The organism is Geobacter sulfurreducens PCA (assembly GCF_000007985.2).
GTDB classification, from domain to species: domain Bacteria; phylum Desulfobacterota; class Desulfuromonadia; order Geobacterales; family Geobacteraceae; genus Geobacter; species Geobacter sulfurreducens.
Map to the genome: position 1 here is coordinate 79,698 of NC_002939.5, position 13,941 is coordinate 93,638.

The following is a 13,941-nucleotide window of genomic DNA, read 5'->3' on the forward strand; positions in this document are numbered from 1 at the left end:
GCCGCCCTTGCTCAGATCGTAAATTACTACCGTAGTAGCTCTTCGAGATATGCGGCCCATTTGGTCAGGGCGGCTTTTTTTTGAGGATCGTAACGATACAAATCATATGTTTTCTGGATGCCTGGGAGGGTGTGGTTCAGCACTCTTTCCGCGTGCCTGGTGGGAATGTTGATGGCGGACATTCTAGTACGTGCTGTCCTCCGTAGGTCGTGAGGGGTCCATCGAGTCAGACCGTAGTATTTCTCCTTGTCGGGGTACGCGATTTCTTTCTCAAGTAGCTGCATCAGAGCTTTGGCAGCTACAGGGCCACAGGGGCCTGCGAAAACATGGCCCTCTGTGTCTCTGACGAGCTCAGGCACCAGTGGAGCTGCATGAACCACGTGGGATAGAGCTTTGGAGTCCATCGCGCCACCACGGGGGCTCTCGAAAATGTAGCCATCTTTATCGCCGATGAGCTCAAGCGCCAGTGGAGAGAGGTAGACCCTATGAGGTTGTGGGCCTACCGAATTGGACCGAGTGCGGTCCTTTTCTGTTTTTATTCTCTCAGGTGGGATTGTCCACCACTCGCCATCGATCTCTCTGCGATGCATACCGATGACTTCTCCGGGCCGCTGCGCGGTCACCAAGATCAATTTCAAAGCGCGCTTCGTCTCGTCCGAGCCCGCACTTTTATCGATGGCGCTCCAGATGTATTTAATTTCGCTTTCGGTTAGCACTCTTGACCTTGTGCGCGGCATAGTTGCCGGCACCGCCTTGCTTATTCTTGAAAACGGGTTAGCTTCCACGTACTTCCTCTCGATGGCGAACTCATACATTTTGCGGCCCACCTTCAGAATGTTCCGCGCTTGGCCAGGAGAGCCTCGCCGGACTATGCGCTCAAGCAGGGCGATGGCGTCGGTCCGTTTGATGTCTTTAGCTTTCCTCTTGCCCCAGTAAGGGAGAACATCCTTCGACAGGGCTCGCTCATCCTCGGTGGCGGATCGCTCGACCTTGTACACCTTGGCCCAGTTCTTAACGTATTCGTCGATGAGGTCGGCCACGGTTATCGCCTCGCGTCGCTCCCGCTTCTGTTCTTGTGTGGCAGCCAAGGGGTCGATGCCCTTAGCGTGCTGTGAAACTGCATCTCGGTGCTTCTGCCTCGCATCGGCCAATGAGAGCTGGGGGTATTTGCCGAGGTTCAAGAAGCGCCGCTTCCCGTCAAAGTGGTACATGTAGAAAAATGATCTTGCCCCGCTGGGGAAGACTCGCACTCCGAAGCCATCACCTTCGCGAATGTCATAGGGCTTTTCCTGCGGCTTTAGAGCCCGGAGAAACTTATCGCTAAACTTGGTAGACTGCCGTGCCATTGGTACCCTCCTTTTTGTGGATATTCGGAATATCCGGAGGGTGTTAAGGGGAGGCATTCGGAATTTTTCGCGTGGCCTCTTCCGTGGCCTCCAATAGGATGACAGGGCATGCAGGGAAATGAAATTTGCTGAAGCTCGGAAACGAAATAAAGCTTTAAAAATTCAAACAATTGTGCTAGATTTCTGGCGTGCTGAGGCTGCCCCTGAAACCCCATGAAATGAACTATGGTGCAGACTACGAATCTGGGGGTCAGGAGTTCGAATCTCTTCGAGCGCGCCATATCAGAGGGGCTAGGCAGATTGCCTAGCCCCTTTTTCTATCCGAGGCCGCTCGGGCAGGGTGGATTAACGTGACCTACCGGGAGCATGGCGACAGAGGAATGTCATCTTTGAAAAAGACCCCCATTCGCGACGATGCCTATTGGATGGGAAAGGCGATTCGAGAAGCCGCAAAAGCTGCAGCCCGTGACGAAGTTCCCATCGGGGCCGTTATCGTGCGTGACGGTGCAGTGATCGGGAGGGGGCACAACCTCCGCGAGGGTAGCAATGATCCCTCTGCCCATGCCGAAATGATCGCCATCCGGCAGGCCGCCCGCAGGTCGGCAAACTGGCGTCTTACGGGCGCAACTCTGTATGTGACGCTGGAACCGTGCCTCATGTGCATGGGGGCTATTATCCTCGCACGACTGGAACGGGTCGTTTTCGGCTGTTATGACCCCAAGGGGGGCGCAGCAGGGTCACTCTACGATCTCTCCGCGGACCCGCGCCTGAATCATCAGGTAAGGTTATCGCCCGGCGTCTGTCAGGAAGAATGTGGCACGATGCTGAGTGACTTTTTTCGTGATCTTCGCCGCAGGAAAAAGGCCAAGGCTACCCCCGCGCTTTTCATCGATGAAAGGAAAGTGCCACCAGAGCCTTGAGTTTTTTTTGTAAATGAGGTATAAACGACCCGCATTCCATGCAGGGTCCAGCAATGTTACGGAGAGATGGCCGAGTGGTCGAAGGCGGCAGACTCGAAATCTGTTGTACCGCTTGCGGTACCTAGGGTTCGAATCCCTATCTCTCCGCCATACCAAAAGGGGCAACCGGTAAAACGGTATGCCCCTTTTTCTTTGCAGTAACAGCATGATTGCTTCGATGCGGTCAACAGAGGTGCATTGACAGTCACTGCTCGACTGCTAAACTTTCTAAGACTATCCGTCCGGGCCGGCAGATTCTCCTGCGGGAGGTGCTATCTATGCTCATCCGGGTCCGATATGAGAATGACACCTACGATATGCTCAAGGCGTGGCGACTCCAGGAGTATCTGGACGATGGCAAGGTAGTTGCCTTCCTTCGATCTGACGGCTGGGCGGTGGTGGGGCGCGATCCGCTCAGACGGAGCATGGGCAGGGGATATCCGGGCCCTGAGCGACGGCGTATAGAGAACAACCTGCACCGGGCTGCCTGAACGTGCAGTATGGGGACCGGTGCCCGCCTTGAGCGGGTTCCGGTCTTTTTGTCTCCAGAGAGGAGGTTGTGGTGGCCATTGATGAGCAAAAACCCGTCTACGAACTACAGAAGGAGCTCGACGCTCTGAGAGAGGACTACCTTGCCGGTATGTCCCCCGAGCATGCGGCAACGCTGCAACGCACCGCTACCGAACTGGTACTGTCGGGGATAGTCGGACATGCTGCAACGATTGGCGATCGGGCGCAGGACTTCACCCTGCCCAATGCAGTGGGCAGGCAAATCCGGCTTTCCGAGGTCACGGCCCAGTCAACGGCAGTGGTGACGTTTTATCGGGGTGCATGGTGACCATACTGCAGCCTGCAGTTGCGGGCGTATCAGGCGGTGTTGCCACGGCTTCGGGAGCTGGGGGGCGAACTCTTGGCCATTTCACCCCAGACCCCGGACAAGTCGCAGGCGACGTTACTCAAGAACTTTTTGCAGTATGAGGTGTTGAGTGACGTGGGGAATCTGGTCGCCCGCAGCTTTGGCCTCGTGTATCCGCTGGGAGAGGAAATGCGTCGCATCTATCTCGGGTTCGGGGTAAATCTTGCGGACTACAACGGCGACGAATCCTGGGAGTTGCCGCTTCCCGGCACGTTCGTCATTGATGGCACGATGACCATCCGGTATTCATTCGTGGATGCCGATTACACCCGGCGCCTCGAGCCGGCGACGATACTAGACGTGTTGGAGCGGATCCGCGAGGAGAGGGGGCGTGATGATAACCAGGCTTCTTGAGGGGAACCGGCGTTTTGTGGCGGAGGTCTTTGAAAAGGAGCGCGAGACCTTTGCGACCCTTGCCCGGGGGCAGCGTCCGACAGTTCTCTGGATCGGTTGCTCCGACTCTCGAGTGCCGGTCAACACCATTACCCAGACCAAGGCGGGAGAAGTTTTCGTCCACCGTAACGTGGGGAACGTGGTCTCGGTCAACGACTGGAACCTTTCGGCAGTGCTCGAATTCTCGATCAACCATTTGTGCATCCCCGATATCGTTATCTGTGGTCACTACGGCTGCGGCGGCATTCAGGCCCTGGACGAGGAGCGGGCTGACGACAAATACATTCCCATCTGGCTCATCAATGCCTACAAGGCCAAGGAACGGGTCGACGAAAAGATCCGGGCGCTCCACATCGGTCTCCCTCCCGAGCAGCGTATGAAGCTCATCGTGGAGGAAAATGTCCGGCTCCAGCTGGAACACCTGCGCGAATATCCCTTTGTCCGTACCGCCATGCGCCAAGGCAAACTGAGCATCCATGGCTGGATTTACGACATGGAGAGCGGTGAAATCAAGATTCTGTCCACTGAGCGGCCAGGAGAGGGGGCGGCAGTTTCGTCCCGGGCCACGGAGTATTGCCCGCTCCCGTAAGTTTCGTCGCAAAGGGGCCTTGCTGTTCCCTCTAAGCAAACGCTGCCCCGGATCCCGGCTCTGCATCGCCGGAAGAATTGTAGAATGGTTGAAGAGGAGGTTGCGTGAAGAGCCATGTCTGGCGTCCCCTCTATGTTGCCCTTAGCGTGGCCGGAGCGCTGCTCTTGGCACGCAGCTTTCTGGTGCCTAACGATTTCGGGGTGCATGAGCAAGGGTACATGTACGGCTGGCACCGCAAGGGGAACGAGAACGAGTGGAAACAGGTTCCCGTCAAGTACCGGACCAAAGCCTACTGCGTTGGATGTCACGCTGCAAAGGTCGCCAGTATCGACCGCTCTCCCCATGGCGTCATTCCCTGTGAGAATTGTCACGGACCTGCCCTGGGGCACCCCAAGGACCCGCCGACCCTGACCATTGACCACAGCCGCCGGCTGTGCCTCCGTTGCCACGCAAAACTCGTGACGCCATCCAGCGGCAGATCGCAGATTCGCGGCATAGATCCCGATACACACAACCCCCAGGCCGAGTGCCGGCTCTGCCACGATCCCCACCACCCAAATCTGGAGGAGTTGAAGCGCTATGAATAGACGCGAGTTTCTCAGACGGAGCATGGTGGTTGTCGCGGGGTTGGCGGTGCCGGCGGCGGCTCTGGAGCTTGTCGACCCGAAAAGGCTGCTGGCGGCACGGCCGGAGTTGCGCTGGGCCTTTCTGGTTGATACCTACAAATGCGTGGGGTGTGGCTTCTGTGTCAAGGCGTGCAAGGTGGAGAACGAGGTCCCCTACGAGGCCAACGTGACTCGTACGTGGGTCGAGCGTTACGTGGTGAAACCGGATGGCGAGGTTCTCATTGATTCGCCACGTGGCGCCCGCGACGGTTTCACCGATAAGAGAATCGAGGTCGGAACGGGGAAACCCCGGGACGTGGGGGATGAAGAGGTGGAAAAAGCCTTCTTTGTCCCAAAACTCTGCAATCAGTGCGACAACCCGCCCTGCGTCCAGGTCTGCCCCGTGGGGGCCACCTACAAGACCGTCGACGGGGTCGTGCTCGTGGACCGCTCATGGTGCATCGGCTGCGGCTATTGCATCATGGGGTGCCCGTACGGGGTCCGTTTTTTTCATCCGGTGCACAAGGTGGCGGAGAAGTGCAACTTCTGTTACCACCGGATTTCCCAGGGGCAGGCGACGGCGTGCGTCGACGCCTGCCCGTTCGGCGCCCGCCGGATCGGCAATCTTCGCGATCCGCATGACCCGATCACCAAGATCATCATGGCCGGGCGGGTCGGCATCCTCAAGGAAGAGTACGGAACCAAGCCCCAGGTCTACTATGTGGGGCTCTCCAAGGAGGTACGCTAGCCATGGTGCACGGGGAGGCCTGGACCGTCAAAGAGCTGTTCGTCTATCCCAACGAGTACATCTACTGGACCATTCAGATCGTCATGTACCCGTTCCTGACCGGCCTCGTTGCCGGGGCCTTCGTGCTCTCGTCACTTTACCATGTGTTCGGAGTCAAGCAGTTGAAGGACATTGCCCGCTTTTCGCTCGTCTTTTCCTTCGCGCTTCTTCCCTGCGCGCCTCTGCCGCTTCTGCTCCACCTGCAGCAGCCGCTGCGCAACCATCATGTCCTCATGACGCCGCACTTCACATCGGCCATTGCCGCCTTTGGCATCGTCTTCCTCACCTACGGGATGATCGTCGCCTCGGAGCTCTGGTTCGTCTACCGGGGGTATTTTGCCGCCACGGCCCGGCAGCTGAAGGAACAGCGGGAGCACACCCGGGCGGAAACCATCAAGATGCGCCTCTATTCGGTGCTGGTGCTGGGCGCCTGGGACGTGAGCCACCGTGCCCTGGAGCAGGATGAAAGGGCCGTTAAGATATTGGCGGCTGTTGGCATTCCCGTTGCCTGCTTCCTTCACGGCTACGCGGGATTCATCTTCGGTTCCGTCAAGGCTAACGCCCTCTGGATGACTCCGCTCATGCCCGTCATCTTCATTTGCTCCGCCGTGGTGTCGGGGATTGCTCTCTGTATTCTGACCTACATTGTCACAATGGAGCTGCGCAAGTTCGTTGCGGCCTGGCGACGGAGGGACAACCCGGGGCTGCCGGCCCCCGCGGAACACGGAGGGGAGGAGGCCAACGTGGTGAGAATGACCTCGCGGTATCTCATTATGTTCCTCATTCTGGCCATTACTCTGGAGCTGCTGGACCTCATCTTCCGGGGCTACACGGCAGTCAAGTCGTGGGATATCCTGCGCAGCGTCATCTACGGCAAGGACTTTGTCGCCATCTTTGTGCTCCAGTACGGCCTCGGCAACCTTGTGCCGTTCATTCTGTTCCTTCTGCCCGGGCTCACCGTGCGCCGGGCGGTTGCGGGCACGCTGCTGGTACTGTTCGGCGTCTTTATGATGCGATGGAACGTCGTTATCGGCGGTCAGGCCTTCTCCGCTTCATTTGCAGGTTTCATGCACTATCATCTGCCGATCATTCCCCATGATCTGGAAACGTTCAAGGAGGGGTTGTTCGGGGCGCTTGCGGTCGGATCGGTGCCCTTTGTTCTGTTCTGGTTTCTTTCCCGGATTTTCCCGGTGTTCGGGTCCGATGAACGTCACTAACGATGTGTTTGCGACAAAAAAAGGGGCGGCATTGAGCCGCCCCATGAAAGGAGAGAAAGGGGTGTCCGCATTATCGGGCTGAGGATGGGAGCGATGATGTTTCCCGCTCGATAATCTCGATGATCTCGCGATAAATGGCGATCATCACGCCTATTTCGCGCCACTTCTTTGCAACCATCCGGAGCAGGGACCAGGCGTGCACCAGGGTTCCCGACAGGATGAAAATACCGGCCAGCCTGGTCTGTTCTTCGCTGAGCATGACGCACGAGACGATGCCGACTACGATCATGGAGGCAAACCAAGCGAGCTCCGGCCCCTTGAAGGGGTTCTCCATGAGGGTCAAAAAGTCGACGTAGTAGCGGGTCAGCCCCTTTGCCTTGCGCAGAAACTCGCCCACCTCATCCCCTGCATATTTGAGATAGGCATAGGACAGGAAGCGTTCCGCAGCACGCGTTTTTCCCTTCTCCATCCTTTCGTGCACGTATTTATCGATGGCTTCGTCGATCACTGTAGTGTCCATGGTCCCTCCCGCGGAGTATGGCGTTTTCTTGCGGGGCATGCCGGGTAGCCTGGAAGCCGGAGCATTGGCCTGCTCCGGTGAATGACTGTCGATTGTTGGTTACCCTCGCCCGGAATGCCGTGGCTGTCTGTGATAATTCATAAAACGTGCCATCTGGCAGCCTTTGCGAGGGACACCAATGAATCCCCTTGCGACTTCGGGATCTCGGAGCCGTGTATATAATTTTACTACAGATTTCAGCGGGTGCATTGTGTCTAAATTGTTTGCGCGTTGTATCAAATTGGGAGGGGGACGGTTCGCGTACCGGCAGTCGGTTTAAAGGAGGGCCGAAAATTTCGCATTACTGCGAGCAGGTTGGACAAAATGCGAGGAGCATAAGGATCGTTGCCGACAAAAAAAGAGGACGGCAGTAGCCGTCCTCTTTTTTGACGAGCATGTCGTCGAGTCAGTTGAAAAATAGTCTGACACCGAAGGTGGCGGCAACGCCGCTGGGATCGAAATTGCCCGATTTTCCCCCCGGTGCGTCGATGTCCACTTCGGGAGCCACGACCCCTCTTACCTCGGCATTCAGGACGAGGTGCTTGGTCAGGAAGTAATCAAGTCCGCCGCAGAGGTGAACGCCGACGGTGGGGTCCACATCGGCCCCGCCCGGGCGATCGTAATCGCTGATGAGGATGTCGATGCCTCCCCCTGCATAGGGAGAGAGCTTCGGCTGCGGGGTGTCGAAGCGGTACTGGACTCCCATAGCGATGTTGGTCACCGAGAAGTCGCCCTGGTCGAGGCCGGACACCAGCTCTGCGCCGAATTTGGTATAGGTCACATCGACCTCTGCCGCCAGGTTGTCCGTGACCCCGTAGATCAGTCCACCGCCACCGAGGAACCCGGCGTCGGTCTCCAGTTTGTAGTTGTCGAAATCGCTGTCGCCGGGGAGGTAAAAGCCGATTTTGCCGGTGATCCCGAGTCGCCCCTTGATGTTTTCCGCCAACGCGGTACCGCTGCCGGCAGCGACGGTCAGAGTCAGGCAGAGCAGGGCAATAAGTCGTTTCATGTCGAGAAACCTCCATGTCGTGATCGCGACGCCGCTTGGCGCCGCGGTAGTTATCAGGCCATCTCGACGACGGCCTTGACCGCTTTTTCGATCCCCTCTGCCGCTTCCGAGATACGGTTGGCGAGCATGTAGGCGGGCGTGGTGACGATTTTGTTTTCCCGGTCAACGACGAACTCGGCAACCGGGCAGGAAACATGTTCGCTGCCTGTTTCCGTAATGGCGGCGGCGGTGCCGGCGTCGGTGCCAATGGTCACCTTCGGCTTGTAGTCGCGGCCGAGGGTGGCGGCGATAAGGGCCGGGGCGATGCAGATGGCTCCGATGGGTTTTTTGGCCACGGCCATCTCGCGGATGAGGCGGGCCACTTCCGGGTTGATGGTGGCCGCCGCCCCTTTCTCGGCAAAGGTGCACAGGTTCTTTGCCGCGCCGTAACCGCCGGGGAAGATAACGGCATCGAGTTCCACAGCCGACACATCCTTCACATCCCGAATCTTACCCCGGGCGATCCGCGCTGCCTCCACAAGTGCGTTGCGGGTGGCACCGGTTTCCTGGGAGGTGAGGTGGTTCACCTCGCGAAACTCCATGCTCGGGGCCATGCAGACCGCCTCGGCACCGTTGCGGTCGATGGCGAGGAGCGTCAGGACCGCCTCGTGGATCTCGCTACCGTCATAGACGCCGCAGCCGGAAAGAACAACACCGATCTTTTTCATGGGCTCCTCCTTCGTTGTCCTGGAATCGTAATGATGCGGGACGATATTCGGTGGGTGCAGCTTAAAGCGGCACTAATTGTAATCATTCCCCTTATCTTCCGCAAGCGCGATCGTCACGGCCCGCTCGTAGGTGGTGAGCGGGAAGGGGATGAAGTCGCGAATCCGGTTTTCGCGGCAGACGACCTCATTTTTCAACCCCTCGATGAGCGGAATGGCGATAGAGGGTCGTACCGGCGTGACAAGACCCACCCAGTAGGACGAAAGTCTGGGCGTCAGCACCGGCACTGACAGGATCATGGTGAATGTTTTCTCCACCCCTGCGAGCCGTTCCATCATCTCTCGATAGGTGAGGATGTCGGGGCCGCCGATGTCGAAGGTTTCGCCCGTGGTCCGCTCGTCCTCCAGGCAGCCGGTCAGGTAGCTGATGACGTCCCCCACGGCGATTGGCTGGCAGCGCGTGGAGACCCACCGGGGAGTGATCATGACCGGCAGGCGCTCCACCAGCGCCCGGATCATTTCGAAGGAAGCGCCACCGGCACCGATGATGATGGCTGCCCGCAGGAACGTGGTGCGGAATGAGCCCCGCCGCAGAATGGCGGCTACTTCGAGGCGGCTCGCCAAGTGTTCCGACAGATGATCGCCCGTCTCGCCGAGCCCCCCGAGGTAGATGGCCCGCCTCAGGCCCGCCCGGTTGCCCGCAGCCACAAAATGCTCCGCTGCCTCCCGGTCCCGCCGTTCAAACCCGGCTCGGCCGCCGGCCATGGAATGAACCAGGTAGAAGGCGGTGTCGATCCCCGCCAGGGCGGCATCGAGCCCTTCGCGGGTCAGGATGTCGCCCACCACGCGCTCTGCCCCGTCGGGAAGCGGGGCATCGGGCCGTCGGACGAGACAGCGCACCCGGTGGCCGCCGGCCAGTAGGGCCGACACGAGCCTCTTGCCGATAAATCCGGTTGCACCGGTGACCAATACGATCCCTTCTCCGGGGTTCATAAATTCCTCCTGGGCAGATGGCGGCGAAAATCTATCTATCTACCTATTGTACACGCTTCTGCCGTAAGACAAGGGCAGGCGGCTGTGGTATGGTTGTGGCGGGAGGAGGCGATGCGCAAAACGGAAGGTCCGTTCACGAGAGAGATAGCCTGCCAGCAGATCCTCATGGAGGATTCCTCTGTATTCTCGGTCCAGTGGACGACGGTACCCTCAGACCTCCGCCCGCGGCTTTCCGCTGAGTTTCTCCTCGAGCGGTATCTTGCCTACATCCGGCGCTTCACGCTTACCCTGATCCGGCCGATGGTCGCGGCGGACGGTATCGCCTTCCGTCTGGCCGGGACGCGCCGGAGCCTGATTCTCTTTACCCCGCCGGCACGACGGGAGGGTCCCGGCCATGAATCGCTCTCCCTCCGCATCTGCGGCGGATTCCTGGTTCAGGGCCGTCAGTGCGACCGCGGAGAGCTTTCGTTCATGCTGGATGACGACGTTTCCGGGGTGCGTCTCACTCTGCGACTGACCGACTACTGCCCGCTGCTGCTCGGGAGCAGTGAACCGTCGCGGCTTCGGAAATGGCTCTATCGCTTCACGCAGGCTTACATCCACAAAGTGGTGACGGTCCGTTTCCTGGCACGGGTATATGCTGACCTGGCCGGGGGCGGAGGGTGCGTGCGGGTGGTCCGGGCGAGGGTCCGGGAAGGCGAGGATCTGTAGCATCCCCGGCGGACCTGGTTGCAAAGCGGATGGCCCGTGCTAGGCTTTTTTCGTCAGAACCGAACACGAGGGAGGGACGCCATGAAAGAGCAGGACCGCACAGCGGTATGCAATCGCACCGAACACAAGGAAGAGAATGTCAGGGTCCGGAACGTGAAAACCGGCGAGATCGGCTTCACCTTCGGCTGCACCGAGGAGGGGGGAACCATTCAGGTTCGGCTGACGAATGGTCAGTTGGACAGCTGGGTGGCTGCTGACTGCGAGGAAGCGCCCGAGTAGGGGAGTGCCGTGGAAGGACGAAAGAGCAAGCGGCTGTCGGTGGAGGTGGGGTGCTGGCTCGTGGAAATGGACGGAGCCACCTGCCTCTACACCTTTGATCTGTCGGACGAGGGGGTGGCGGTCATTACGGAGGACCCGCTGCCGGTCGGGCGCAGCGTTATCCTCCAGTTTTTCACCCCCCGCTCGGCCAGTGCCGTGACCCTGAAGGCCCAGGTGGTCTGGAGCCGCCTGGAGCCGGAAGGGGCCATGGGCCTGCGGTTCGTGGAGATGGATGTCCGGGGCCGGGAGACGTTGCGTGAGTTCATGCGACTGCTGTTGGAGCAGCGGCAGCGGGAACGGCCCGTTCGTTAACCTTTCGGCCGGACCGGCTCAGTCCCGGGTATAGAGAACCGCCACTGCCCGGGCCCGTTCTTCTCCCACCGACACGTAGCCGTGGGGCTCCGAGGAATCGTAGTAGATGCTGTCGCCCGGCAGGAGCCGCATGACATCGCTACCGTAGTGGAATTCCAGCTCTCCGTCGAGCAGATAGATGAACTCGAAGCCATCGTGCCGGTAGAAGAAGCTGTCGCTCCAGTCGGTCAACTCGAACTCCACCAGGAAGGGTTCCATGGGCTTGTGCCTGATGCCTGGGGCCAGGGACCGGTAGATGTAGCCATGGGGCGCATCATTGCCTGAGCGCCGCCGGGTCGGCTGCTGCTGTGCTGCCCGGGTCAGCACCACTTTCTGCTGGTCTTCTTCCTCTTCGAAAAAGTAGTGGATGCCCACCTTCAGTCCTTTGGATATCTTGAGCAACGTGGCAATCGGAGGGGTGACCTGATCGTTTTCGATCTGGGAAAGAAGGGGTTTCGAGAGTCCCGAGAGCTCAGACAGTTCCTGGAGGGTGAGCCGCCGATCCTGACGGAGTTTTCTGATCTTGGCGCCGAGCCGCAATTCCTTGATCTGGGATTTGATATCGTCCACGATGAACTCCTCTCCTGCCCGTTATAGGTCAACTCCCGCGGGAGCGTCAAGTGCTAATCCGAATGGCCGCGGGGCGCGGCTCGGCGCCGAAAGGGCGTTGACATCCCCGGGCATATTGGCTACTCTTTCAAAGGGTTAGAGCGATCAGCTCTCATGAACCGGTATGAGCGAGGTTCTTTGCATGTTCGTCCGTCGTCTGCTACTGATATCGTTGGTCTTTGTCACAACTCTCACCGCCTGCTCGAAGAAGGAAGAAAAGCTCTTCTATGAGTCGGGCCGTGCCGACGCGCCGGTCAAGGAGGTTCCCAGAGACATCCTTGCCACCCAGCAGGCCTTCGTCGAGCTGGTCAAGAAGGTTACTCCGTCGGTCGTGAACATCTCCACCGTCAGCCGGAGAAAGATCGAGCAGCCCTTCTTCGAGTTTTCCCCCTTCTTCAATGATTTCTTCGACAATCGCCCCCGGTTCCGGCGGGAACAGAGCCTCGGCTCTGGCTTCATCATCAACCGGGAAGGGTACATCGTCACCAATGACCATGTGGTGCGCGACGCCGAAAGCATCAAGGTCAAACTCTCCAATGAGAACGTCTACGACGGCCACATCGTCGGCAGCGACCCCAAGACCGACATCGCGGTCATCAAGATCGACTCGCGGGAGGAACTCCCCGTGGCGGTCCTGGCCGATTCGGACAAGCTTCAAGTGGGGCAGTGGGCGGTGGCCATCGGCAACCCCTTCGGCCTGGACCGGACCGTGACCGTCGGCGTGGTGTCGGCCACCGGCCGGTCCAACATGGGAATCGAGACCTATGAAGATTTCATCCAGACCGACGCCTCCATCAACCCGGGCAATTCGGGGGGGCCGCTGCTGAACGTCCACGGCGAGGTGATCGGCATCAACACCGCCATCGTGGCCGCCGGTCAGGGGATCGGCTTTGCCATCCCGGTCAACATGGCAAAGCAGATCGTAACTCAGCTCATCACCAAGGGCAAGGTCACCCGCGGCTGGCTCGGCGTTACCATTCAACCGGTCACCGACGATCTTGCCAAGGAATTCGGCCTGAAAAAGGCCCAGGGCGTCCTGGTGAGTGATGTGGTTAAGGGGAGCCCCGCTGCCGGCGCCGGTATCCGGCAGGGGGACATCATCCTCAGGTTCGCCGGCAAGGAGATCAAGGATGCCCAGCACCTCCAGCGGGTGGTGGGCGACACGGCGCCGGGGACAAAGGTGCCGGTGGTGGTCTTCCGAGAAGGGAAAGAGGTTCAACTCTCCCTGGCGACGGCCAGTTCCGACAGTGCCCAGGCACGCCAGGCGCGCCCTCAGGGAGGGGCGCCCGACACCCTTGGCCTCGCCGTGGAGGAACTACCCCGCGAATACCGTCAGGAAGGTTTCACCGGCGTCCTGGTGGTCCAGGTGGATGATGGGAGCGCCGCCGGCGAGGCGGGCATCCGGGAGGGGGACGTGATCGTGGCGGTGAACCGGCGGCCCGTGGCGAACCTGGCAGAGTACGACCGCGTCATGCGCGAGGCGGCCCGGCGCGGTTCGGTAGTGCTTCTGGTGCGACGAGGCGAGGCGAGCATCTATTTCTCCCTCAGGCTCAGGTAGCGGACTTCCGGCTCACGGGCCGGCCAACGACAGGGGACATACCATGACAATGATCGACAATCCCGACCAGGCCCGCCGCCTTGCCCGCGCCATCATCTCGGACATCGCCATTTACAACCGGGAAAAGGTCGAGCAGGGGATCAAGAACGACACCATCTTCGATCTGCTGGCCGAAGAGATTGAGGAGGGGCGCCAGCATTTCGCCTCGCGGGTGGCGCCGGAGCTGGCGGGGGCCGGCATTTTCGACTTGGCGCTAGTTGATGTCCTGATCAAGCGGGCGGGCAAGATCGAGTCGGCCATCTGGTAGCGGCGGAAAA

The 13,941-nt window shown here is 59.5% G+C and carries 18 protein-coding genes and 1 tRNA gene; 13 read left to right on the forward strand and 6 right to left on the reverse strand.

From position 1 onward, the window contains the following. Positions 1-26: 26 nt before the first annotated feature. Complete coding sequence (locus GS_RS00335; RefSeq protein WP_010940741.1) at positions 27-1,346, reverse strand: tyrosine-type recombinase/integrase; 1,320 nt, start codon at positions 1,344-1,346, stop codon at positions 27-29. A 380-nt stretch (positions 1,347-1,726) separates the two neighbouring features. Here GS_RS00335 and tadA point away from each other — a divergent pair, with 380 nt between their 5' ends. From tadA to nrfD, 8 genes are all read left to right on the forward strand, one after another. Then, positions 1,727-2,266: a tRNA adenosine(34) deaminase TadA gene (tadA, locus tag GS_RS00340; protein WP_010940742.1), complete on the forward strand. Its 540-nt coding sequence runs from the start codon at positions 1,727-1,729 to the stop codon at positions 2,264-2,266. Between the two features lie 60 nt (positions 2,267-2,326). Continuing rightward, positions 2,327-2,416, forward strand: a tRNA-Ser gene (locus GS_RS00345). A 167-nt stretch (positions 2,417-2,583) separates the two neighbouring features. After that, positions 2,584-2,796 carry a GSU3473 family protein gene (locus GS_RS00350; protein ID WP_010940743.1) on the forward strand — a complete coding sequence of 71 codons (213 nt, stop codon included), beginning with the start codon at positions 2,584-2,586 and terminating at the stop codon, positions 2,794-2,796. Between the two features lie 71 nt (positions 2,797-2,867). Next, a complete protein-coding gene (locus GS_RS00355; protein WP_010940744.1) occupies positions 2,868-3,575 on the forward strand; it encodes a peroxiredoxin-like family protein in 708 nt (235 codons plus the stop codon). Next, positions 3,556-4,203 carry a carbonic anhydrase gene (locus GS_RS00360; protein ID WP_010940745.1) on the forward strand — a complete coding sequence of 216 codons (648 nt, stop codon included), beginning with the start codon at positions 3,556-3,558 and terminating at the stop codon, positions 4,201-4,203. The genes GS_RS00355 and GS_RS00360 overlap by 20 nt, the downstream gene beginning before the upstream one ends. A 104-nt stretch (positions 4,204-4,307) precedes the next feature. Continuing rightward, entirely contained in the window at positions 4,308-4,790 is a 483-nt protein-coding gene (locus GS_RS00365) for a multiheme c-type cytochrome (RefSeq protein WP_010940746.1), read from the forward strand. Then, entirely contained in the window at positions 4,783-5,556 is a 774-nt protein-coding gene (locus GS_RS00370; RefSeq protein WP_010940747.1) for a 4Fe-4S dicluster domain-containing protein, read from the forward strand. The genes GS_RS00365 and GS_RS00370 overlap by 8 nt, the downstream gene beginning before the upstream one ends. Positions 5,557-5,558: 2 nt before the next feature. Further along, positions 5,559-6,812 (forward strand): NrfD/PsrC family molybdoenzyme membrane anchor subunit, encoded by a 1,254-nt coding sequence (gene nrfD / locus GS_RS00375; protein WP_010940748.1) that lies wholly within the window; start codon positions 5,559-5,561, stop codon positions 6,810-6,812. Positions 6,813-6,882: 70 nt separating this feature from the next. Here nrfD and GS_RS00380 read toward each other — a convergent pair whose 3' ends face one another. The 4 genes from GS_RS00380 to GS_RS00395 form a co-directional block, all read right to left on the reverse strand. Further along, positions 6,883-7,332: a GSU0071 family protein gene (locus GS_RS00380; RefSeq protein WP_010940749.1), complete on the reverse strand. Its 450-nt coding sequence runs from the start codon at positions 7,330-7,332 to the stop codon at positions 6,883-6,885. 445 nt (positions 7,333-7,777) lie between these two features. Further along, positions 7,778-8,380, reverse strand: coding sequence for a porin family protein (locus GS_RS00385; RefSeq protein ID WP_010940750.1), 603 nt, complete (start codon positions 8,378-8,380; stop codon positions 7,778-7,780). Positions 8,381-8,433: 53 nt separating this feature from the next. Next, positions 8,434-9,087: an isoprenoid biosynthesis glyoxalase ElbB gene (elbB, locus tag GS_RS00390; RefSeq protein ID WP_010940751.1), complete on the reverse strand. Its 654-nt coding sequence runs from the start codon at positions 9,085-9,087 to the stop codon at positions 8,434-8,436. A 72-nt stretch (positions 9,088-9,159) separates the two neighbouring features. Next, positions 9,160-10,077 (reverse strand): NAD(P)H-binding protein, encoded by a 918-nt coding sequence (locus GS_RS00395; RefSeq protein WP_010940752.1) that lies wholly within the window; start codon positions 10,075-10,077, stop codon positions 9,160-9,162. 111 nt (positions 10,078-10,188) lie between these two features. On the opposite strand from GS_RS00395, the gene GS_RS00400 reads away from it, so the two are divergent. The 3 genes from GS_RS00400 to GS_RS00410 all read left to right on the forward strand — a co-directional run bounded on the left by GS_RS00400 (position 10,189) and on the right by GS_RS00410 (position 11,418). Next, entirely contained in the window at positions 10,189-10,788 is a 600-nt protein-coding gene (locus GS_RS00400; protein WP_010940753.1) for a hypothetical protein, read from the forward strand. 81 nt (positions 10,789-10,869) lie between these two features. After that, positions 10,870-11,067, forward strand: coding sequence for a hypothetical protein (locus tag GS_RS00405; RefSeq protein ID WP_010940754.1), 198 nt, complete (start codon positions 10,870-10,872; stop codon positions 11,065-11,067). A gap of 9 nt (positions 11,068-11,076) precedes the next feature. Continuing rightward, on the forward strand, positions 11,077-11,418 hold the full coding sequence (locus GS_RS00410) for a PilZ domain-containing protein (protein WP_010940755.1): 342 nt from the start codon (positions 11,077-11,079) through the stop codon (positions 11,416-11,418). Positions 11,419-11,436: 18 nt separating this feature from the next. Here GS_RS00410 and GS_RS00415 read toward each other — a convergent pair whose 3' ends face one another. Beyond that, positions 11,437-12,027 (reverse strand): helix-turn-helix domain-containing protein, encoded by a 591-nt coding sequence (locus tag GS_RS00415; protein WP_010940756.1) that lies wholly within the window; start codon positions 12,025-12,027, stop codon positions 11,437-11,439. A gap of 181 nt (positions 12,028-12,208) precedes the next feature. On the opposite strand from GS_RS00415, the gene GS_RS00420 reads away from it, so the two are divergent. Both GS_RS00420 and GS_RS00425 read left to right on the forward strand, forming a co-directional pair. Beyond that, positions 12,209-13,624 (forward strand): DegQ family serine endoprotease, encoded by a 1,416-nt coding sequence (locus GS_RS00420; RefSeq protein WP_010940757.1) that lies wholly within the window; start codon positions 12,209-12,211, stop codon positions 13,622-13,624. A 43-nt stretch (positions 13,625-13,667) separates the two neighbouring features. Then, on the forward strand, positions 13,668-13,931 hold the full coding sequence (locus GS_RS00425) for a hypothetical protein (RefSeq protein ID WP_010940758.1): 264 nt from the start codon (positions 13,668-13,670) through the stop codon (positions 13,929-13,931). Positions 13,932-13,941 lie beyond the last annotated feature (10 nt).

What these genes read in the sequence shown, in the direction of transcription:
- GS_RS00335 (WP_010940741.1), bottom strand. Translation starts at nt 1,346, where the DNA reads ATGGCACGGCAGTCTACCAAGTTTAGCGATAAGTTTCTCCGGGCTCTA.
- tadA (WP_010940742.1), top strand. Translation starts at nt 1,727, where the DNA reads ATGTCATCTTTGAAAAAGACCCCCATTCGCGACGATGCCTATTGGATG.
- GS_RS00350 (WP_010940743.1), top strand. Translation starts at nt 2,584, where the DNA reads ATGCTCATCCGGGTCCGATATGAGAATGACACCTACGATATGCTCAAG.
- GS_RS00360 (WP_010940745.1), top strand. Translation starts at nt 3,556, where the DNA reads ATGATAACCAGGCTTCTTGAGGGGAACCGGCGTTTTGTGGCGGAGGTC.
- GS_RS00370 (WP_010940747.1), top strand. Translation starts at nt 4,783, where the DNA reads ATGAATAGACGCGAGTTTCTCAGACGGAGCATGGTGGTTGTCGCGGGG.
- nrfD (WP_010940748.1), top strand. Translation starts at nt 5,559, where the DNA reads ATGGTGCACGGGGAGGCCTGGACCGTCAAAGAGCTGTTCGTCTATCCC.
- GS_RS00380 (WP_010940749.1), bottom strand. Translation starts at nt 7,332, where the DNA reads ATGGACACTACAGTGATCGACGAAGCCATCGATAAATACGTGCACGAA.
- GS_RS00385 (WP_010940750.1), bottom strand. Translation starts at nt 8,380, where the DNA reads ATGAAACGACTTATTGCCCTGCTCTGCCTGACTCTGACCGTCGCTGCC.
- elbB (WP_010940751.1), bottom strand. Translation starts at nt 9,087, where the DNA reads ATGAAAAAGATCGGTGTTGTTCTTTCCGGCTGCGGCGTCTATGACGGT.
- GS_RS00395 (WP_010940752.1), bottom strand. Translation starts at nt 10,077, where the DNA reads ATGAACCCCGGAGAAGGGATCGTATTGGTCACCGGTGCAACCGGATTT.
- GS_RS00400 (WP_010940753.1), top strand. Translation starts at nt 10,189, where the DNA reads ATGCGCAAAACGGAAGGTCCGTTCACGAGAGAGATAGCCTGCCAGCAG.
- GS_RS00405 (WP_010940754.1), top strand. Translation starts at nt 10,870, where the DNA reads ATGAAAGAGCAGGACCGCACAGCGGTATGCAATCGCACCGAACACAAG.
- GS_RS00420 (WP_010940757.1), top strand. Translation starts at nt 12,209, where the DNA reads ATGTTCGTCCGTCGTCTGCTACTGATATCGTTGGTCTTTGTCACAACT.
- GS_RS00425 (WP_010940758.1), top strand. Translation starts at nt 13,668, where the DNA reads ATGACAATGATCGACAATCCCGACCAGGCCCGCCGCCTTGCCCGCGCC.